This is a genomic window from Bacteroidota bacterium (genome assembly GCA_016722565.1).
In the GTDB taxonomy this organism is placed as follows: domain Bacteria; phylum Bacteroidota; class Bacteroidia; order 2-12-FULL-35-15; family 2-12-FULL-35-15; genus 2-12-FULL-35-15.
On record JADKIU010000001.1, the window covers coordinates 750,574 to 770,381 of the forward strand.

General features: G+C 37.2%; 19 protein-coding genes and 2 pseudogenes. 14 read left to right on the forward strand and 7 right to left on the reverse strand.

Annotated features, from left to right (window positions below):
- Nucleotides 1-2: 2 nt before the first annotated feature.
- A complete protein-coding gene (locus IPP64_03025; protein ID MBL0328400.1) occupies nt 3-287 on the reverse strand; it encodes a hypothetical protein in 285 nt (94 codons plus the stop codon).
- Between the two features lie 203 nt (nt 288-490).
- Here IPP64_03025 and IPP64_03030 point away from each other — a divergent pair, with 203 nt between their 5' ends.
- From IPP64_03030 to IPP64_03045, 4 genes and pseudogenes are all read left to right on the forward strand, one after another.
- Nucleotides 491-1,162 carry an START domain-containing protein gene (locus tag IPP64_03030; GenBank protein MBL0328401.1) on the forward strand — a complete coding sequence of 224 codons (672 nt, stop codon included), beginning with the start codon at nt 491-493 and terminating at the stop codon, nt 1,160-1,162.
- Between the two features lie 61 nt (nt 1,163-1,223).
- A pseudogene (locus tag IPP64_03035) lies at nt 1,224-2,098 on the forward strand (glycerol acyltransferase).
- A gap of 31 nt (nt 2,099-2,129) precedes the next feature.
- Nucleotides 2,130-3,053: a GNAT family N-acetyltransferase gene (locus IPP64_03040; protein ID MBL0328402.1), complete on the forward strand. Its 924-nt coding sequence runs from the start codon at nt 2,130-2,132 to the stop codon at nt 3,051-3,053.
- Nucleotides 3,054-3,089: 36 nt separating this feature from the next.
- Nucleotides 3,090-3,689, forward strand: coding sequence for a YihA family ribosome biogenesis GTP-binding protein (locus IPP64_03045; GenBank protein ID MBL0328403.1), 600 nt, complete (start codon nt 3,090-3,092; stop codon nt 3,687-3,689).
- A gap of 52 nt (nt 3,690-3,741) precedes the next feature.
- On the opposite strand, the gene IPP64_03050 is transcribed toward IPP64_03045, so the two are convergent.
- From IPP64_03050 to IPP64_03060, 3 genes and pseudogenes are all read right to left on the reverse strand, one after another.
- The gene (locus IPP64_03050) at nt 3,742-5,574 is read right to left on the reverse strand and encodes a gliding motility-associated C-terminal domain-containing protein (protein MBL0328404.1); all 1,833 of its coding nucleotides are present in this window, start codon (nt 5,572-5,574) and stop codon (nt 3,742-3,744) included.
- Nucleotides 5,575-5,668: 94 nt separating this feature from the next.
- Nucleotides 5,669-6,003 (reverse strand): annotated as a pseudogene (gene gldC / locus IPP64_03055) (gliding motility protein GldC).
- Between the two features lie 99 nt (nt 6,004-6,102).
- Nucleotides 6,103-7,119, reverse strand: a complete 1,017-nt coding sequence (locus tag IPP64_03060) for a hypothetical protein (protein ID MBL0328405.1) — start codon at nt 7,117-7,119, stop codon at nt 6,103-6,105.
- A gap of 78 nt (nt 7,120-7,197) precedes the next feature.
- Here IPP64_03060 and IPP64_03065 point away from each other — a divergent pair, with 78 nt between their 5' ends.
- The 4 genes from IPP64_03065 to IPP64_03080 all read left to right on the forward strand — a co-directional run bounded on the left by IPP64_03065 (nt 7,198) and on the right by IPP64_03080 (nt 10,743).
- The gene (locus IPP64_03065) at nt 7,198-8,058 is read left to right on the forward strand and encodes a PorT family protein (GenBank protein ID MBL0328406.1); all 861 of its coding nucleotides are present in this window, start codon (nt 7,198-7,200) and stop codon (nt 8,056-8,058) included.
- Between the two features lie 68 nt (nt 8,059-8,126).
- On the forward strand, nt 8,127-8,906 hold the full coding sequence (gene nadE / locus IPP64_03070; GenBank protein ID MBL0328407.1) for an NAD(+) synthase: 780 nt from the start codon (nt 8,127-8,129) through the stop codon (nt 8,904-8,906).
- A 1-nt stretch (nt 8,907) separates the two neighbouring features.
- Complete coding sequence (locus IPP64_03075; GenBank protein ID MBL0328408.1) at nt 8,908-10,215, forward strand: UDP-N-acetylmuramoyl-tripeptide--D-alanyl-D-alanine ligase; 1,308 nt, start codon at nt 8,908-8,910, stop codon at nt 10,213-10,215.
- Nucleotides 10,216-10,302: 87 nt separating this feature from the next.
- The gene (locus IPP64_03080; GenBank protein MBL0328409.1) at nt 10,303-10,743 is read left to right on the forward strand and encodes a hypothetical protein; all 441 of its coding nucleotides are present in this window, start codon (nt 10,303-10,305) and stop codon (nt 10,741-10,743) included.
- 76 nt (nt 10,744-10,819) lie between these two features.
- Here IPP64_03080 and IPP64_03085 read toward each other — a convergent pair whose 3' ends face one another.
- Nucleotides 10,820-11,959 (reverse strand): acyl-CoA dehydrogenase, encoded by a 1,140-nt coding sequence (locus IPP64_03085; protein MBL0328410.1) that lies wholly within the window; start codon nt 11,957-11,959, stop codon nt 10,820-10,822.
- 124 nt (nt 11,960-12,083) lie between these two features.
- Between IPP64_03085 and IPP64_03090 the strand changes: the two genes are divergently transcribed.
- Nucleotides 12,084-13,172, forward strand: coding sequence for an anhydro-N-acetylmuramic acid kinase (locus tag IPP64_03090; GenBank protein ID MBL0328411.1), 1,089 nt, complete (start codon nt 12,084-12,086; stop codon nt 13,170-13,172).
- 46 nt (nt 13,173-13,218) lie between these two features.
- Here IPP64_03090 and IPP64_03095 read toward each other — a convergent pair whose 3' ends face one another.
- The gene (locus tag IPP64_03095) at nt 13,219-13,458 is read right to left on the reverse strand and encodes a hypothetical protein (GenBank protein MBL0328412.1); all 240 of its coding nucleotides are present in this window, start codon (nt 13,456-13,458) and stop codon (nt 13,219-13,221) included.
- A 469-nt stretch (nt 13,459-13,927) separates the two neighbouring features.
- On the opposite strand from IPP64_03095, the gene IPP64_03100 reads away from it, so the two are divergent.
- From IPP64_03100 to IPP64_03120, 5 genes are all read left to right on the forward strand, one after another.
- Nucleotides 13,928-14,695: a TonB family protein gene (locus IPP64_03100; GenBank protein ID MBL0328413.1), complete on the forward strand. Its 768-nt coding sequence runs from the start codon at nt 13,928-13,930 to the stop codon at nt 14,693-14,695.
- 126 nt (nt 14,696-14,821) lie between these two features.
- Entirely contained in the window at nt 14,822-15,577 is a 756-nt protein-coding gene (locus IPP64_03105; protein MBL0328414.1) for a MotA/TolQ/ExbB proton channel family protein, read from the forward strand.
- 1 nt (nt 15,578) lies between these two features.
- Nucleotides 15,579-15,992 carry a biopolymer transporter ExbD gene (locus IPP64_03110; protein ID MBL0328415.1) on the forward strand — a complete coding sequence of 138 codons (414 nt, stop codon included), beginning with the start codon at nt 15,579-15,581 and terminating at the stop codon, nt 15,990-15,992.
- A gap of 1 nt (nt 15,993) precedes the next feature.
- Nucleotides 15,994-16,794 (forward strand): energy transducer TonB, encoded by an 801-nt coding sequence (locus tag IPP64_03115; protein ID MBL0328416.1) that lies wholly within the window; start codon nt 15,994-15,996, stop codon nt 16,792-16,794.
- An 86-nt stretch (nt 16,795-16,880) separates the two neighbouring features.
- Entirely contained in the window at nt 16,881-18,170 is a 1,290-nt protein-coding gene (locus tag IPP64_03120; protein ID MBL0328417.1) for a bifunctional folylpolyglutamate synthase/dihydrofolate synthase, read from the forward strand.
- 70 nt (nt 18,171-18,240) lie between these two features.
- Here the strand turns inward: IPP64_03120 and IPP64_03125 are convergent, their stop codons facing one another.
- Nucleotides 18,241-19,773: an SUMF1/EgtB/PvdO family nonheme iron enzyme gene (locus IPP64_03125; GenBank protein MBL0328418.1), complete on the reverse strand. Its 1,533-nt coding sequence runs from the start codon at nt 19,771-19,773 to the stop codon at nt 18,241-18,243.
- Between the last annotated feature and the right edge of the window lie 35 nt (nt 19,774-19,808).

The window sequence follows — 19,808 nt, forward strand, 5'->3', positions numbered from 1 at the left end:
ATTTATTTAGGTGTTGATGCATCTACTACAGGTGTAACAACATCTTTTCTCGGTTGGCTTGGTGCGTCCACTGGTCCACTGGTATATGGCAATCCTGATTTTTGATCGGCCGAACCATACGTTGACTTTTTAAGTTTTTCTTTTTTAATCTCCTCATCTGTTAACGTTTTGTTTTCCTTTTTAGCAGGTGGAGCAACCGTAGTTTTTTTTGCAGGATCCTGTTTTGCAAAAACAATTGAAATCATAAAAAGAAAAGAAAATACTAATAGTAGTTTGCGCTTTTTCATCTTGAATTATATTTTAAAAAAATGGGATGATTTAGTAGTCTGAATTAATACACAAGTTACCCATTTTAGACGAATTATCTTCAAAAAAGGTTGCTTTTTTTTAAAAAATCAGATAACGTGTTATATTTCTCAGAAATAGGCCGTTGTTATAGCTAAATTAGCCTTAAATTCATCCCAGTTTTTGATTTAACCAAATGCGTCTGATGCTTTTCAGTTTCAATAAGAAAGTTGTTATTATAGTTTTATTCAGCTTTGTTTTTTTTGGTTTTTCTCCAAAAAAGGAAGTGTCGAATTGGGAATTAAAAAAATCTGAAAATGGCATCTCTGTCTATACCCGATTAACGAAAGATTCAGAATACAAAGAGTTAAAAGCAACCTTTCAAATTAAAACCTCATTATCCAGTATTATTGCTTTGTTGAATGATGTGGAGTCGTATCCTCAATGGGTGTACCGCTGCCAAACGTCTAAGGTGCTGAAAAAAGATTCTGACCAACATTTAATCCGCTACCAAACCATTGTTGCTCCATGGCCGGTAGATAACCGTGATGTTGTTGTAGAAGTTAATACACGGCAAGATGAAAAAACGAATGTGGTTTATCAAAAAGTAAGTGCATTGCCCAGTTATTCTCCCAAATTAAAAGGACATGTTCGAATAACACAATTTCGAGCATTGTGGACACTTACACCATTGAAAAATGGATTTGTTTTGGTGGAGTATGAATTACTTGTGAATCCTGCCGGTTCTATTCCTGCTTGGTTAGTGAATTTAGCAATGGTGGAAGGGCCATTTGATACATCCGTGAAAATGAGAGATCGATTAATGATGGAAAAGTATCAAAAAGCATCGTTCGAATTTATTACAAACCCAAAGTAAATTTTGGAATAGATGAATATTCCTTATTTTTACCTTTGAATACTATTTTTACATAATCTCTATGACCGAATTATCGTCAACGATACCTTCCGAAAAATTTATTGATGTCAAAAAAGCAATTGGAGCAAAGAACCCAAAACTATTGAAGTTTTTACCAAACTTTATTCTCAGATACATTATTAAAACCGTTCACCAAGAAGAATTAAATATTGCCGTTGATAGAAATAAACACCGTTTTGGGCATGATTTTGTGGATGCGGCAATGGAAGAATTTGGTTCAAAACCCATTGTTATTGGTGCCGAAAATATTCCGAAAACAGGTGGTATTATCATGACAGCCAATCATCCGTTGGGAGGGTTGGATGGTATTGCATTCATGGATGTGGTAGGAGAGCATCGGAAGGATATTAAATTTTTTGTTAATGATTTATTAATGGCATTTAAAAATTTAGCACCTATCCTTGTCCCTGTAAATAAACACGGAAAAAATTCTTCGGAGTACACAAAAAAATTTGAAGAAACATATGCTTCTGATGAATGTTTATTGTTATTCCCGGCAGGACTCGTTTCCCGCAAACAATCGGATGGGAGAATTGAGGATTTGGTTTGGAAAAAAAGTTTTGTAACCAAGGCCATTCAATATCAAAAAACATTGTCCCGGTTTACATTGATGGCAATAACTCTTCCTTTTTTTACAATTTGGCCTATTGGAGAAAAAAAATCGGAATAAAAGCCAATATTGAAATGTTTTATTTGGTGGACGAAATGTACAAACAGAGAGGTAAAACCCTTACCTTTACATTTGGTGAAGAAATTTCTTGGGAAACATTCACAAAAGATAAACCGGCTGAATTTTGGTCGGAGAGAGTAAAGCAACATGTTTACGCCTTAAAATCAGGAGATAAATCAAAGATGCTGCCCACAATTAAAAAGTAACTGCTTCATTAGTATAGCTTAGAGAAAAGATATGAAACCAATTATAGAACCGGTTGCAAAAAATATTTTAGAGTCAGAACTTTCAAAGGATAAGTTTATTCGTGAAACCAATAATGGTGATAATTTGATTTACATTATCACACATCATGATTCACCGAACGTAATGAAAGAGATTGCGCGTTTGCGCGAACATACGTTCCGCACAGCTGGTGGTGGAACAGGTGAAGAAATTGATATAGATGAATTTGATACTGCTGATGCTCCATACAAACAATTAATTGTTTGGAATCCCATTGAAAAGGAAATTGTTGGCGGATATCGTTATATTAAATTAAAAGATGCTCCGGTTGTGAATGGTGTTGTTCACGTTGCCACAACCGAACTTTTTAATTTCTCTGATGCATTCGTTAAAAAATATGTTCCTGAAACAATTGAGTTAGGACGTTCTTTTGTTCAGCCCAAATATCAACCTTCTGTTGATAATCGTAAAGGACTTTTCTCATTGGATAATCTTTGGGACGGATTGGGTGCAATTGTAGTTGACAATCCTGATGTGAAGCATTTTTACGGGAAAGTAACGATGTACACCGATTTTAATGTAGAAGCACGTGATTACATTCTTTCCTTTATGAATTACTTCTTTCCTGATAACGAAAAGCTGGTATTCCCAATTGAACCTCTTGGGTTAAAATCGGATACCTCTGCTTTCTTAAAAGCAATCAACGGCTTGTCTTATAAAGAAGCACATCGTATTCTGGGACAATTTGTGCGAGAAAAAGGAGAACACATTCCCCCCTTGGTAAATGCGTATATGAATTTGTCTGCAACCATGAAGATGTTTGGAACTGCCATGAACTCTCACTTTGGAGAAGTGGAAGAAACTGGAATTCTTGTGACCATTGCTGATATTTATGACACAAAGAAGGAGCGTCATATCAATACCTACAAAAAATAATTTCCTCCGTTTTTTAATTCTTAAAATACAAAAATGATGGAAATAAAATCCGCAAAATTTTTAATTAGTAGTACGGATGTTGCAAAATGTCCGGCTCCACTAAAACCTGAATATGCTTTTATTGGAAGATCCAATGTTGGCAAATCTTCTTTGATTAATATGTTGGTTGATCGGAAGGATTTAGCTAAAACATCCGGAAAGCCAGGTAAAACACAGCTGATAAATCACTTTGGAATAAATGATAGTTGGTACCTGGTGGATTTACCAGGATATGGCTATGCAAAAGTTTCTAAAGAAAAGCGGGACATTTTTCAAGCCTATATTTCGGAATACATTTTAGAAAGAAAAAATTTAATGTGCCTTTTTGTTTTAATCGATTCCCGATTAGAACCGCAAAAAATTGATTTGGAGTTTATGGATTGGTGTGGCGAGAAACAAGTTCCATTTGTAATGGTTTTTACAAAAACCGATAAATTGTCGAAAAAGAAAACAGCCGACAATATTGCTTTTTATAAAGAAGAAATGGGAAAACATTGGGATGCCTTGCCTGAATGTTTCTATACCTCCGCAGAAAAAAAGCAAGGTCGAGACGAACTTCTAACATTCATAGAGAAAACAAATAAGTTATTTAAATAAAAAAATCCCTCCGAACAATTCGGAGGGATTTTTTTATGAGATCGAATTTCTTTTAGTTACGAACCAAATTGATAAATCCTTTTGTACTATAATCTTTATTTGTTTGAGAAGTCGCTTTCAAAATAAAGAAGTACGTTCCATCTGTACATTCAAGTCCGGCTGTTGTTCTGCCATCCCATTTAATCGTAGCTGCATCAGCTTCCCAAATTTTTAATCCCCAACGGTCGTAGATTTCTACTTGGAATTCTTTTAATCCGGAGCTGTTGATGTACCATGCATCATTATTGTTATCGCCATTTGGTGAAAATACATTCGGAATATTGATAAATTCAAATACATCCACATCAACTGTGAAACAAACGGAATCCACACATCCATTTGCATTTCCAGCGGTTAAACATACTGTTTGTGGGCCATTTGCTGAATAGGTGTATGAAGGATTTTGTTGTGTAGAGGTTGCTCCATCACCGAAATCCCAAAACCAATTGGTTGCACCACCTGTACTCATATCCGTGAAGTTAAAAGTAAATCCGGATGAAGTAGTATCAAATGCTGCAACAGGAGGTGTTGATACATTCACAAAGCAGGAAACTGGATCTGAAAAACAGCCAACAGAGTTGGTGTCAATTACAACAACCGGTCCGCCTGCAGCGCCCCAATCAACTGAAATTGTATTCGTTCCATTGCCTGAGGTGATTGTTGTACCTGCAGGTGTTGTCCATACATATGAATCTCCAGGTGCTCCACCTGAAGCAGTAAAGATATTTCCTGTTGAATTTACACATACGTCAGCACAAGCAAATACAGGATCTGCTAATTTTGCGCGGGATAAAATGAATGGGTTCGTTGTGAAATTGGACCAAGATGTTTTTTTGTTATCGTTGTAGGTTCCAGCAGTTACTGTTACTGCTCCCATGTTGTTCCACTCTGCTAGTGTAGGTGTTCCCCATTGTGCTAAACCATCCCAAGGACCATCAGCAGCTAAATCGTAAAATACGTCAATGTCTGCATTGTCAACACCAGCAGTTCTTGTAATTTGATGATAGAACCTGTTGGTTACTTTACACATTGTGGTGTCAATTTGTGCAACAGGAAATCCATCTAATGTTGCGTTGTTATTTCCTAAGCGGCCAGTAAATACGTTTGCTGCAGCGGTTGAAGGGGTTAGTCTTAATTCGCGGTAACGCAATGTTCCTACACTTGATCCAGTAGGGAACGAATAAACACCTGTTGAATTGGTTGCTCTTGACAATGTTCCTCCAAAAGCACTGCTCACAAAACCTTCAGCACCAAATGTTACTGCATTGTTTGTTACAGCAGTCACAGCCGGATTGTCAACAAACATGGTATTTGTTTGTGTTTCCAATTCACGATCGTTGATTGTTAATATTCCCGTTGTTCCAACTCTTGCATTTACCAATTGTAATGTTTTTTTACGGTTGGCAATACCAACACCCGCACCGCTAAGTGTCAAGTTGTTGAAAGTGGTTACAGTTCCTATTGTACTGGTAATAAATTGTTGTAAGTCGCCATTGAAATTAACGGTACTGTTATATGCAATAAATGTTGCATCGTTGGTCCAATCCTGCTCCACAAATATGGTTCCGTCCCCTTGCAACGTTGATCCATTTGTTAAGAAAACGCTTCCCGGTGTTCCGCTGTTCGCAATCGTCATGGTTCCGTTGTTTTCAAATACAGGTGTGGTTCCGGATGTTCCATCATTCTGAAAACCTCCATTAATTTGAACAATTGCTGAGGATGCTGTAAACACCATTGCGCCATTGTTAAAGAAAATAGTTTGTGCAAAGGATGTTGCAGAAATTCCTGTCATCAATGCCAATAACGACAATGATTTGCACGCAAGTAGTTTAGTAGTTATTTTCATGTCTCAAATGTATAAGGAGTACTTAAGCAAAAATAACTGATTTTATGGTTAAAAACCAAATTATTAGCCTAAATATTAGACGCATTTTGGTCGCCTAGGGTTGCTTTTTGGCAATTAACTCCATTTTTTCGCCAAAATGGTTGGCAAATCCCCGCATTTCTTTTGCAGCTTCCGTTTCCCCGGTCGCTCTGTCAAATGTATCCGCCATGGAAAGTAAACATTGGTGGTAAAATTGTTTCATTTCGTCCACCATCATATCTTTTGTCCACAAATCGATGCGCAATGTATTGTTCTCTTTTGCATCCCAAAGGGCAATCATTACTGCTTTACTACTGCTTTTTTCGGTGCCTTCTGTTGCACTCCAGTCGATTTTTCTGGTAAATTGTTCTCGTCTAATGTGATTTTAAAATTGATTTCTGATTCTCTCATGGTATTAGTTCATTGATTAATTAGTTCACAGGTATATTGATGGATGTTTTGTTGATGGGCTATTATATATAGATTAATTTGGTTCTCCTTTTGAATTATTTACTTCCCTGGTTTATATTTCGATTTTGACAATATTAATTGCGCATCTTTCTCATTTATAAGGTCTTGCAAACTTGTGGTGGGGTTGTTATTCATGTATTGTCGAACCAATTGCCATCCCATCCAATGTCCGATACGTGAAGGTGCTTCCTTGCTGAGTGCGCTGGTAAATGGTCCATCACTTGTAAATTTAGCAATTTCTGCCTGGTCGGTGGTGTAAAGCATTTTTTTTGCAGCAAAATAACTCCATACATTAAATTCGTTTTGTTTGCAATACTCCATTTGCGGGATAGAGTATTGTATCTTCAAAGAATCTGGAACATTTGGCAAAAGAGCATCTGTTAAATACATGATTTTACCCATATATACAATTTCACTCAAAAAATCGGTTTTGTTCATGTTGTTTGGAAACTCGATTAGCATCCATTGACGTATTGCATCGGGAATAATATTCTCCTCATTCATAAACATCGATTTATATCTTGGCACTCCCAAGCCTTTGTAAAATTCATTATTGCTCCCTAAGTAAGTTTCCAAGCCAATAGCCATTGTACTATCTGCAACCACCACTGAGTAATTAAAGCCGGAAATCATGGTAATGGGTTGAGGAATACTTCTGTTGGGGAAATGGTAATTGAAATATTTGTAGGCTTCTGACAATTGTTGTCGAATAACATCGGTGCTCGGGTATTTTTTCTGCGTTTCGTCAAATGCTTTTTTCATATAAAAGTCGCTAATAAAACTCTTCATGCGAAAGGCATAGGAAGAGTCCCTTAATCCACCATTGTTTAGTATGACAGAAATGAACGTAGTATAAAACCTCCCGTATTTAGCTTGCAGTTGTTTGGTTGCCTTTGCCACGTCCGTGGTATCCATGCGGAAAATATCTTGTTCTAATCGGTTCATTGAAATTTCAGGAACGGTAGTTTCTGAAAGGTCAACATCCAACCGTTCATTTCCACAACCTGCAATTGTTAAAAACAAAACAATAGATAAGTAGGTACCTAGATTTCTCATATAAAAAAATATACTTAATATTGTATTAGATTTAATTGCTAAGACAATTAGTTTTAAAAAAACAAAAATATGAAAAATATGAAGAAGATTCTTACAATAACTGCATTGGCACTAATTGCGAATGTTACATTGGCTCAAGAAAATGAAATGAAAAATTTTCGTTTTGGTTTAAAAGTAACCCCATCTGTAAATTGGTATAAGCCTGATGGCAAGTTAATATCAGGGAATGGTGCCGGAATGAAGTTTGGCGGAGGATTAATCTTGGAGTTTCGCTTGGCAAAAGTGGCTTCTTTTCAAACAGGGCTGCAAATTGATATGGATGGTGGCAAGGTGAAATATAATAATGGCGGAACTGCTGCCAATGCAAGTACAATGAGTTATTATTATAACATTGCAGATGATGAAATTCAAGAATATAACTCTGCTCCATCTGACTCAGCTTCAGTTTATACTTACAATTTGTCCAACACGCACTATCAATTAAATGAGCGTCAATACAAAGCAACATACATTACCATTCCGTTGATGTTAAAGTTGAAAACCAAAGAAATTGGAACGATGACCTATTTCGGACAATTTGGATTTAATACTTCTTTCCGTTGGAAAGCAAATGTTACCGATAAAGTAACGGTTCTCCCTCCTTCGAATGGTGTTGGTGGTACAGAGACAAAAACAAAAGTAGACATGACGAAAGACATGAGTTTCTTTAAAGCATCTTTAGCGTTTGGTTTTGGTGCTGAAATGAATCTTTCCGGAACAACTTCTTTGGTGTTCGGCTTAAACTATGATTTAGGTTTTACAAATGCTGTAAAAGGTAGCTCTGATTATATCGAGAAAAAAACATACGGAGCAAATACAACAATCGCTCCTTCTTATGAAAAAATGCCGCAAGTATTAAAATCAAATGCAGTAGTTTTAACAGTAGGTGTTTTGTTCTAACATGAGATAGTTAGTAAGATTTATCCCGACCTTGTTTTTATAGGGTCGGGATTTTTTATTTTTGAATAATGCAAAACAAAGAAGTAATCAACCATATTGTTAATTGGCTTTCCCATTATGCAGATCAAAGCAAAACTTCCGGATTTGTGATTGGCATTTCCGGTGGAATAGATTCTGCTGTTACTTCTACACTTTGTGCAAAAACAGGCAAGCCGGTCATTTGCTTGAATATGCCTATTCATCAGCATAAAGCAGAATACGATCGAGGACATGAACACATTCACTGGCTGAAACAAAATTTTAAAAATGTTTCCTCTCATGAAGTGGAACTCACCGAAACTTTTAAAACAATCAGTTCCGCATTGCCAACAGATATACAAGATTGGCTAACCATGGCCAATACTCGTTCTCGTTTGCGAATGACGACACTTTATGCATTTGCGTGCCATCATAAAATGTTGGTAGCCGGAACAGGAAATAAAGTGGAAGATTTTGGCATCGGATTTTTTACAAAGTATGGCGATGGTGGTGTAGATTTGAGTCCGATTGCTGATTTAATGAAATCAGAAGTATATGCTTTGGCAAAAGAATTAGGTGTGGCATCTTCTATTCAAGTGGCACCGCCAACCGATGGATTGTTTGCCGATAGCAGAAGTGACGAAGATCAGATTGGTGCAACCTATGATGAATTGGAATGGGCGATGAAATTTATTGCCAATCCTAACGATTTTTCAACATTTAATGATCGTCAAAAAACAGTTTTGGATATTTATACCAGAATGAATAAAGCAAACCAACACAAAATGAATCCAATTCCGGTTTGTGTTATTCCAGACAATTTAAAATAGTATGATAGAAAAGCTCTACTCCATTTTTCTAAAACATCCACTCGTGTGCACCGATACACGAGACATTAAACCAGGCTCCATTTTTTTTGCACTCAAAGGTGGTAATTTTAATGGCAATCAATTTGCTAAAAAAGCACTAGAAATGGGCTGCGTGTATGCTGTGATTGATGAAAAAGAATTCCAGAAGAATGAAAATTATTTTTTAGTGGATGATGTTCTTTCTACACTTCAACAACTCGCGAATCACCACCGCAAACAATTAAACATTCCCGTAATCGGAATCACTGGCTCCAATGGGAAAACAACCTCCAAAGAGTTAGTCAATGCTGTTCTTTCAAAAAAATTCAACGTGTTGGCAACCGTTGGAAATTTAAACAATCATATTGGTGTTCCACTTACATTACTTTCTATCACAAAGGAACACGAAATGGCAATTGTTGAGATGGGCGCCAACCATCAAGGTGAAATTGCAGAACTCTGTTCAATTGCCGAGCCGGATTTTGGTGTCATCACCAACATCGGAAAAGCACATTTGGAAGGATTCGGTGGAATAGAAGGCGTTAAGAAAGGTAAGAGTGAATTGTATAAATACATTCAAAGTAAAGGCGGTAAATTATTTGTTCATGGTGATGATGAAGTGTTGTTAGAGCTTGCCGGTAGTACTGAAAAAGTAACATACGGTACAAAAAAACTTTACGATATTGTTGGTTCCATTCATGAAAATGCAACTGAATTCATTTCATTCCAATGGGCAACCCGCTACAATGCTGTCAATATTAAAAAATCAGAATTGATACCTACCCAATTGGTCGGAATTTATAATTACTACAATTTATTATGTGCTGCCTGCGTTGGACACTATTTTAAAGTAGAAGATGAATTGATTAACCAAGCATTAAAGGAATACACCCCTTCCAACAATCGCTCGCAATTGCACAAAACAAAGAGCAATACACTCATCCTGGATTATTATAATGCAAATCCTTCCAGCATGAGCTTAGCCATTGAAAATTTTGCCAATTTAAATCAATCCAATAAAATGGTGATTTTGGGCGATATGCTCGAATTAGGCTCCGAAAGCGAAAAAGAACATGATGCGATTGTTGCACTCTTGCAACAAAAAAATATTTCGAATGCTATTTTAGTCGGACCACATTTTATTGCTGCAGGTAAAAAAGTTTCAGCAAAAACGTTTTCGAACAGCGATGAGGTAGTAGACTTTTTAAAACAAAATAAAGTTATTGATTCAACCATCCTTATAAAAGGTTCACGCGGAATTAAGTTGGAAAAGGTTGTTGAGGTGTTGTAGTCAAATGCCCATTGTTTGTCATTTCGCCCCGATGGCTATCGGGAGAGTTGGAGAAATCTTTTTCATCCTTACTAAAATTCACCATTAATGCTCAAACTCACCAAAACAAAACTCATCCTTTCAGGCTTAGGAATAATGCTCTTGGTTTATTCCATAGATCGTTTTCGTCACATCATGGGTTCAGAAGTCATTACAGGGAAATTTGTTTTTTACATCGATGAGGTGGTGAAAGAAGAGCAAGTTGTTTTTCCGATTATTGAATATTCTGTGAAAGATAGCACGTATCAATTTCGTGCGAAAGAAAACACCAAGTATGAAGAGGGTGAAACCGTTCCGGTATTATTAAGAAATCATAGTCCGGATGCCCCTTTGCTTTACGATTTAAGTTCTTTTTGGTTGTACCCACTGTTTTATTTTTTACTGCCACTCTTAATCTGGATTTCATTTACCTTGAGTTATATCGGAAAAAATGAAGTGATTTCAATTGGGTGGAGAGCTCCGTATTTTAAGAAAACAAAAAAGTCTTAAGATTTCTCCCAAGACTTTTTTGAAAATTATTTTTCGAAACCAACTCCCTCTCCTTTGGAGAGGGTTGGGGTGAGGTCTAAGCCAATAAAGCTCTCGATATTACAATCTTTTGAACCTCCGTTGTCCCTTCGTAAATTTGAGTAATTTTTGCATCACGCATCAATCGTTCTACATGGTATTCTTTTACGAATCCATAACCTCCGTGAATCTGAACTGCTTCAACAGTAACGGCCATCGCAACTTTTGATGCAAACACTTTTGCCATTGCACTAGCTTTGTCAAAATTCATATGCTGATCTTTCATCCAAGCTGCTTTGATACAAAGCAAACGAGCCGCTTCAATTTCTGTTGCCATATCCGCTAACTTAAATTGAATGATTTGATGTTGATTGATCGTTTTTCCAAAAGCTTTACGCTCTTTTGAATACGCCAAGGCCAATTCATAAGCTCCGGATGCAATACCTAATGCTTGAGATGCAATTCCAATTCGGCCTCCTGACAATACTTGCATCGCAAATTTAAATCCGAATCCATCTTCACCAATACGATTCTCTTTCGGAACTTTCACATCAGTAAACATCAAGGAATGGGTGTCTGAACCACGGATTCCTAATTTATTTTCTTTCGGCCCCACAACAAAACCCGGTGTTCCTTTTTCAATGATTAATGCATTGATCCCTTTATGTCCTTTGCTAACATCAGTTTGGGCAATCACCAAAAACACAGAAGCAGAGTTCCCGTTGGTAATCCAGTTCTTTGTTCCGTTTACTAAATAGTGGTCGCCTTTATCAATTGCTGTCGTTTTTTGTGAAGTAGCATCCGAACCGGCTTCCGGCTCCGATAAACAAAATCCACCGATGATCTCTCCTTTTGCCAAAGGAACAAGGTATTTTTGTTTTTGTGCTTCTGTTCCAAATTTTTCCAATCCCCAACATACTAAGGAGTTGTTTACACTCATTACTACAGAGCAAGATGCATCAATTTTTGAAATTTCTTCCATTGCCAAAACATAGGATACGCAATCCATTCCACCACCGCCATATTTTGGATCTACCATCATGCCCATGAAACCCAATTCGCCCATTTGCTTAATTTCTTCTGCAGGAAATTTTTGATGCTCATCGCGCTCAATAACTCCCGGTTTTAATACATCATTTGCAAAATCACGAGCCGCTTTCTGAATCATTAAGTGCTCTTCTGTTAAGTTAAATAGCATTCGTAATAAATTTTATGTTAAAAATTGCTTTATTTTTGAGTCCAACCGGATTGAAATACTTCTTTCAGGTGGGTAGCAAATGTATATTTAATATTCAAATTTTGCTAATAGTTTTTCGACAAATATGACGCAAATAAAGTATAACGTAATTGGCTTAATGTCAGGCACCTCTCTTGATGGGCTAGATATTGCATTTTGTCGATTTATTTTAGAGAATAATACCTGGACGTATGAAATTGAGGTTGCTCAAACCATTGCTTACCCTGAAGCTTGGAAACAAACAATTTTGAGCCTTGAAACCGCTGACGCGCTACGTTTTCAGCAGGTAAATGTTGATTATGGTCATTATTTGGGTGGTTTGGTTTCCGATTTTATTATACGACACTCCATTAAAGTCGATTTTGTGGCTTCTCATGGTCATACCATCTTTCATCAACCGGATAAAAAATTAACAGTTCAAATTGGTGCCGGTAGCGCCATTGCCTCCAAATGTAATTTACCCGTTGTATGTGACTTTCGTACGTTGGATGTGGCGTTGGGCGGACAAGGTGCACCATTGGTGCCGATTGGGGATAAATTTCTCTTTTCGGACTATGAATTTTGCCTCAATTTGGGCGGTTTTGCCAATGTATCCTATAATCTTCCTTCTCCTTCCGGAATAGGGCTAGGGGTTAGAATCGCCTATGATATCTGTCCGGTAAATATTGTGATGAATGCGATTGCTGAAAAAAAGGGCAAGCCCTATGATGAAGGTGGGCAGATGGCAAAAGAAGGAATGATGAGCGGCTATTTGTTGAATGAATTTAATCAATTGGGGTTTTACAAGATGATTCCTGATAGTCCAAAATCCTTAGGAAAGGAATGGGTCATCAAGAACATTGATCCACTCATCGAACAATATGAAATTTCGGATGAAGATTTGCTTCGCACTTTTTGTGAGCACATTGCTTTTCAAATCGGGAAATCTTTAAAAAATAAACCGAAGGGAAAATTGTTGATTACCGGTGGTGGGGCCTATAATCATTTTTTGATGGAATGTATTCAACAGCATACGGAGCATCAGATCGTAGTGCCTGATAAAAAAACGATCGAATACAAAGAAGCGTTAATCTTCGCATTTTTAGGTGTGCTCAAAATGAGAAACGAAGTGAATTGTTTAAAAAGTGTAACAGGGGCTTCTCGTGATAACTGCGGAGGGGCAGTCTATAATTAAAACAGCCTCCCGGATTGGGAGGCTGCTACTTATGGTTAATTAGATTTTAATAATCATCATCATAGAAATCATCATCATCATCATCGTCATCAAAATTGCTATCTAGTTTCACATCGTCATCCATTGTGAAATCATCATCATCCTCATCCAGATTGCTTTTCCAGCTTTTTTTATCTTTCTCTTTTAACGGAGTAAGTTTGGTTGGCTTTCTTAATTCCCCTGAATCCTTCGCTTTGTCACCGACTTTTTTAGCCGGACTCTTTTTTGAATTGCTTGGCTTTTTCATTTGTAATGAAATTTGTTTTGCAAATTGTTTTTAAAAAGTTCTATTCTGTTTATTAGTACTTATACAAATTTCTGAAAAATTTATTTTCAAACAAAAAATAATCGAAAAAAAATAAACTATTTTTTTATGAGCGTTTTCAGGACGTTGCATTCATATTATAAAAATAAAACATAATTTGTAAAAACCATAATTTTTTTGAAGGATTTGCAAAAACTGATTTTTGACACCTTTTTGCTTTTTCAGTAATTTTTTTTCAAGGACACAATAATCCATATCCGTCTTCGTTAATGTTATAGAATTACGCATTACATCCCCCTAACTATTTCTTAGCTTTTAAGTATTTCCTGTGTTTCGGGAATTCCCCTGCTTAATTGATGTTTTCCATAAATATGATTTTTTAGTATGGAATAATTTATTCAGTTGCATCTTAATATCAAAAACACAATCGTCTAACTTAAACTTAAAGGCCATGAACACACACTTCAACTCCGCAGACAATTTCAATGAATTGCTTTTTGAAAATAAAAACAAAGCCTATGGCGCTTATGCAATTCGTAAATCGGAAAGTGATAACATCACAATTTCCATGTTAGTGACTTCTGCCTTTTTCGGACTATTAGTCGTTGTTGCGATTGCTTTAACCAATACCAAAATTGAAATTCCTGATATCGGTATTAATGAAACGCCACCGATTTATTTGGGTCCGGAAATCGTAATTCCGAAACCAATCGAACAGCCAAAAGCAAAAGTAGAAACGGCTGCACCTAAATCCGTGAGTGGGGCATATGTTGCTTCTAACGAACCGCAAAAAACGGATCTTAAACCAAACGACCAGCAACTCATAAGTGCAAATCCAAACCCGAATGGGAGTGATAGTGCAAAACCAAAAGTTCCGGATGTGGTTGTCACAACTTTTATTCCTGAAAAATTACCTGACGTTGTAAAGTATGTTGACATTATGCCAAAGTTGGAGAATATGGCTCAGTTTATTGCAGATAACTTAAAGTACCCAAGACAAGCTGTAGATAATGGAACCGAAGGAACCGTATTTGTAACCTTTGTTGTGGAACGAGATGGTAGTATCAGTGATATAAAATTATTGAAGGGTATTGGTGATGGTTGTGAGGAAGAAGCTATGCGCGTAGTTGCAAAAATGCCGAAATGGGAGCCCGGAACACAAAAGAATGTTCCGCAACGTGTACAATGCAATTTGCCGATTAAGTTCCGCATTAAATAAACAATTCGCTGTTTATAAGTTAAGCAAAGTAAAAAAAAAGCGCCACTTCATATAATTAATTTAGCAATCGTGAGTTAATACCTCATGATTGCTTTTTTATATTAAATAAAATCTAAACTTAAAAACATGTTAAATTCAGTTTTATTACAAATTGTAAGTGGTGCAACCGAAGCGGCAAACCAAGTTGTGGATTCAGCTAAGAATGTTGCTGTGCAAGCCAGTCAGCTTCCTGCAGCATCAACGATTGTTACACCAAAACAAGATACACTCTCGTTACTCGATTTAGTAATGAAAGGCGGACTCATCATGATACCAATGGGTTTACTGTCGTTATTAACACTATATTTCTTTTTTGAACGCTTGATGACCATTAGTAAAGCATCAAAATTGGATAAAAATTTCATGAATAGCATCAAAGATTTTATTCATAATGGAAATATTGATGCTGCAAAATCGCTTTGCAGAAATACCGTAAGCCCTGCTGCCCGGATGATTGAAAAAGGAGTGAGCCGCATCGGAAAACCAATCAAAGAAATTGAAGAAGCAATGGAAAGTGTTGGGAAATTGGAAATTAATCGCTTGGAAAAAAATCTGAGTGTGTTGAGTTTAGTTGGACGAATAGCACCTATCCTTGGATTTGTTGGAACAATTGCCGGTGTTATCAAAATTTTTTACGACATCTCTCTTACCGACAATATCAGCATCGGTGTTATTTCGGGTGGTTTGTACCAAAAGATGATAACGAGTGCTTCTGGTTTGGTAATCGGGCTTATCGCATTTATCGGATATTATATCTTGAATGCCATGTTGGATAAAACCATTAATAGAATGGAAACTGCTTCTGTAGAGTTTATTGATTTATTACAAGAACCAACCAAGTAAGATGAAACTAAAACGCAGACATAAAGAAGGTGCCGAGGTAAGTACAGAGTCATTGAATGACATCATGTTCTTCCTTTTACTTTTCTTTTTAATCATTTCAACATTGGCAAACCCAAGTGTTTTGAAATTGACATTGCCAAGTTCAAGTTCAGGAGAAACCATTAAAAAGCAACAAATTACTATTGAATCTGATGCGAATCATCAATTCATAATTAATAAATTGCCCATTTCGTTTACCCAGTTGGAAGATGCATTGAAAGTTGAGATTGCAAGAATAAAAGCATCTAATATGGAGCCAACCGTTGTTTTGAAACTGGATAATACATTATCTATTCAAGATTTGGCAGATGTGATGCAAATTGGTTATTCATTAGGTGTGAAAATGGTTTTGGCGACTAAGGCTACTGATAAATAAAATGGAAGCAACAGGAAATAAAAATAAATATTTAGCATTGCTATTTACAATCGGCTTTCATGCTTTGTTGTTTTTGCTGTTTATTTTAATCGTGTTTATTACACCGATTCCTGCTTTTGAAATAAAACCCGTTCCGGAAATTGAAATTGGCCTAGGGATGGAAGGCCTTGGAAATACAGCCAGCGGAGGCTCCGGTGAAAACGACCCCAATATTGAAACCAGTATGGAAGCTTCTGTTAGCGCTACAGAAAGTGCTCCAAATGTGATTACCGATGCTACTGAAACGGAAGTAAGTGTAAAAACAAATCCGAATTCAACAACTACAACAGAAGTAGAAACATTATCACCAGAAGAGAAAAAAGAAAGAGAAGAATTGGAGAAAGCATTAGCGAAGATTAAAGCAATGAAAGATAAAAAGGGGAAAGGTGATGGAGGAAAAAATACAGGAGGTACCGGGAATGGAACAAATAGTGGTGTGGGTGATGGTCCGGGAACTGGTATCGGTGATGGCACACCGGGCGGACCGGGTGGAACAGGTTGGGATTTGAAAGGTCGTTCGCTTTTGAAAAAGCCGGATCGTATGACTGATTCGGAAGAAGAAGGAATTGTAGTGGTTGAAATTATAGTTGACGAAACAGGTAAAGTTATTAAAGCCACCCCAGGAGCACGCGGTTCTACAACAACAAGCTCCAAGTTGTATGCGAAAGCACGCGGTGCAGCAAAAGAAGCGAAATTCAGTCCGAGCCCATCTGGCGCAAAAGAACAACGTGGAACGTATACATTCGTTTTCACTTTAGAATAAAATTCAGTTACTTTTGTAGGGAACTTTTTTCGACTATGCTCAGACTTACGTTTTACTGAGCTTAGTCGAAGTGTAGGTTATGTAATATGAATTACCAACAAACCATTGATTATTTATTCAGCCAGCTTCCCATGTTTCAGCGTGTTGGAAGTGCTGCTTATAAAGCGGATTTATACAACACGCTTGCAATTTGTAAGCTGCTTGGGAATCCGGAAAATAAATTTAAATCCATACATGTTGCAGGTACCAATGGAAAAGGTTCTACTTCTCACATGCTGGCTTCGGTTTTACAATCAGCAGGTTTAAAAGTTGGATTGTATACCTCACCACATCTCAAAGATTTTAGAGAACGAATTAAAATCAATGGAAAGATGATTCCAGAAAATGTGGTCGTGGATTTTGTTAAAACCTATAAAACAGATTTCGAAAAAATTCAACCTTCTTTTTTTGAAATGACGGTTGGTTTAGCGTTTGATTATTTCGCAAAAGAAAAAGTTGATATTGCTGTTATTGAAGTAGGGTTAGGAGGAAGACTGGATTCAACCAATGTCATCACACCGGAAGTATCTGTGATTACCAACATTAGTTATGATCACGTGAATTTACTGGGTAATACGTTAGAAAAAATTGCAATAGAAAAAGCAGGAATTATAAAGCCGAAAATTCCGGTTGTGATTGGTGAGCGACAAAAAGGGATTGATTCTGTTTTTATTGAAATAGCAACAAAGAATTCCTCGGAAGTGAGTTTTGCAAATGAAGTGTTTGATTTACAACCAGAGTCTCCTCAAAACGATTTGACTCAGATTTATAGTGTAAGAGACAAGAGTGGAATTGTATTTGAACGATTAGAATGTGAGCTTTTAGGAAGTTATCAGAAGAAAAATATTGCCACTGTATTATGCGCGCTGCATGAAATGAATCGAGTAGGTTTTTTTATAACCAAAGAAAATGTTCAAGAGGGAATTCGGAAGGTCGTTACGCAAACAGGTTTGTTGGGGCGTTGGCAAATCCTTTCGGAAAAACCACTTGCGATTGCAGATACCGGTCATAACGAAGCGGGAATTGAAGAGGTTTTAAAACAAATACGCAACACACCGCATCATCAATTGCATTTTGTTTTGGGAATGGTGAATGATAAAGATATTTCGAAAATTCTCAGCATGCTACCTAAAGATGCAGTTTATTATTTCTGCAAAGCGAATATTCCACGGGCATTGTCCGCTTCAGATCTAGCAAAACAAGCAAGAATTCTTGGATTAAACGGAGATGTATATGCCTGTGTGCAGGATGCGTTTATGGCTGCAAAAACGAATGCATCCGAGAAGGATTTGGTTTTTGTTGGAGGTAGCACCTTTACAGTTGCGGAGGTGGTTTAATATTAAAGTACTATAAAACAAAAACGCCCTTGCTGCATGCAAGGGCGTTTTTTATATCTAGTAATTGGTATTATTTGCCTAATCCAACCGGACTACCAACACGAGTCATTGCGCAACGGAAACCAATCCATGCTGTTGCTTGACGTTGGTCAAGGAAACGTCTTGTTCCCGGTACCATCCAATATGCACGATCTTTCCAAGAACCACCTTTATAAACACGAGCTTTATCGTTGATCATAGAAGTGTTAGCATACTCATACATGCCAGCAGATTCAGGTTTTCCTGAAGATGGGTCATATGGTTCACTCCAGCTACCACCAACTAATGTTGCGGCTTGCGATTTAACGTCACCATCTAAGTAGTTGATGTTATCAGCATATGTATAGTTTCTTCTTTCATCCAAGTTATCATCAGGAAATGCAGGACTTACATCTCTCCAACGAACCATTCCCGGAACAGAAATGATATTACTATCAGCGTCATATTTGATTGTATCGTTAATTAAGATACCGTCAACATCTCTTTCTTGTGTTTTGAAAACGTTACCACGGAAAGGACGGAAATCAGCTTTGTCTTCAGGAGAAAGAGCACGATATACATCCATTACCCACTCAGAAACGTTACCAGCCATGTTATACAAACCGTAATCGTTTGGCCAATAAGAGAAAACTGGTGTAGTGATATCTCCAGCATCGTTCAAACGACCAGCATTACCCATCATATCACCATTACTTCTTTGGTAGTTTGCTAACATTTGACCTAAGTATTTAGAGTCAGGGTTACGAGTACCGTGACCATTCCAAGGATATAATCTTCTATCGGTAATACGTTCACCGATTGTGTTACCAATTAAGCCATAAGCAGCATATTCCCACTCAGCTTCTGTCGGTAGTCGGTAACGTGGTAAAAAGATACCATCTTCCATTCTAACCAAACGCTCACCTCCGTTAGGATCCATACTAGGGATTGGGTTTTTGATTGGACCAGTCCATTTACCTGCAAGGTATTGGTCAGTATTAAAATAGTCATTTTCAGTAGGTGTAGGAGCATAGTCCAAAATACCTTCACGAACAAGGATGAACTCGTTTACACGATCCGTTCTCCAAGCACAGAAATCGGAAGCTTGTAACCAGTTTACACCAACCACCGGATAATCTCTATAAGATGGGTGACGTAAATAATATTCAACATACGGTTCGTTGTATGCTAAACGGTCGCGCCAGCATAATGTATCCGGCATTGCTTTTTTAAGGATATCAGGGAAATTGGCAGCAAATACTCTGCCTGTCCAATGCAAATATTCAAGGTAATCAAGGTTACGCACCTCTGTTTGATCGATATAGAATGAAGAAACCGTTACTCTTCGTGGAATAGCATTCCAGTCGTAAGTAACATCCTGTTCAGCTCTACCCATGGTGAACGTACCACCTTCAACCAAGATTAATCCTGGTCCGGTTTCTTGTTCTTCATAAGGTCCAACTTCAAATCCTCCGTTTCTAGGTTCATTGTATTCCCATGCTGTAACAGGAGATCTCTCTTTGCTACAAGATGCAAGGGCAACAACAGCTGCTAGTGCGATAAATTTGCTTGATACTTTTTTCATTTTGTTTGTTTTAGTTTGTAATAAAAGCGTATTCG

Bases quoted from the DNA above. Each gene is read 5' to 3' on its own strand.
- IPP64_03105 (MBL0328414.1), top strand. From the start codon at position 14,822: ATGTTAAATTCAGTTTTATTACAAATTGTAAGTGGTGCAACCGAAGCG.
- IPP64_03030 (MBL0328401.1), top strand. From the start codon at position 491: ATGCTTTTCAGTTTCAATAAGAAAGTTGTTATTATAGTTTTATTCAGC.
- IPP64_03120 (MBL0328417.1), top strand. From the start codon at position 16,881: ATGAATTACCAACAAACCATTGATTATTTATTCAGCCAGCTTCCCATG.
- IPP64_03090 (MBL0328411.1), top strand. From the start codon at position 12,084: ATGACGCAAATAAAGTATAACGTAATTGGCTTAATGTCAGGCACCTCT.
- IPP64_03080 (MBL0328409.1), top strand. From the start codon at position 10,303: ATGCTCAAACTCACCAAAACAAAACTCATCCTTTCAGGCTTAGGAATA.
- IPP64_03075 (MBL0328408.1), top strand. From the start codon at position 8,908: ATGATAGAAAAGCTCTACTCCATTTTTCTAAAACATCCACTCGTGTGC.
- IPP64_03100 (MBL0328413.1), top strand. From the start codon at position 13,928: ATGAACACACACTTCAACTCCGCAGACAATTTCAATGAATTGCTTTTT.
- IPP64_03115 (MBL0328416.1), top strand. From the start codon at position 15,994: ATGGAAGCAACAGGAAATAAAAATAAATATTTAGCATTGCTATTTACA.
- IPP64_03060 (MBL0328405.1), bottom strand. From the start codon at position 7,119: ATGAGAAATCTAGGTACCTACTTATCTATTGTTTTGTTTTTAACAATT.
- IPP64_03125 (MBL0328418.1), bottom strand. From the start codon at position 19,773: ATGAAAAAAGTATCAAGCAAATTTATCGCACTAGCAGCTGTTGTTGCC.
- IPP64_03045 (MBL0328403.1), top strand. From the start codon at position 3,090: ATGGAAATAAAATCCGCAAAATTTTTAATTAGTAGTACGGATGTTGCA.
- IPP64_03085 (MBL0328410.1), bottom strand. From the start codon at position 11,959: ATGCTATTTAACTTAACAGAAGAGCACTTAATGATTCAGAAAGCGGCT.
- IPP64_03110 (MBL0328415.1), top strand. From the start codon at position 15,579: ATGAAACTAAAACGCAGACATAAAGAAGGTGCCGAGGTAAGTACAGAG.
- nadE (MBL0328407.1), top strand. From the start codon at position 8,127: ATGCAAAACAAAGAAGTAATCAACCATATTGTTAATTGGCTTTCCCAT.
- IPP64_03095 (MBL0328412.1), bottom strand. From the start codon at position 13,458: ATGAAAAAGCCAAGCAATTCAAAAAAGAGTCCGGCTAAAAAAGTCGGT.
- IPP64_03065 (MBL0328406.1), top strand. From the start codon at position 7,198: ATGAAGAAGATTCTTACAATAACTGCATTGGCACTAATTGCGAATGTT.
- IPP64_03050 (MBL0328404.1), bottom strand. From the start codon at position 5,574: ATGAAAATAACTACTAAACTACTTGCGTGCAAATCATTGTCGTTATTG.
- IPP64_03025 (MBL0328400.1), bottom strand. From the start codon at position 287: ATGAAAAAGCGCAAACTACTATTAGTATTTTCTTTTCTTTTTATGATT.
- IPP64_03040 (MBL0328402.1), top strand. From the start codon at position 2,130: ATGAAACCAATTATAGAACCGGTTGCAAAAAATATTTTAGAGTCAGAA.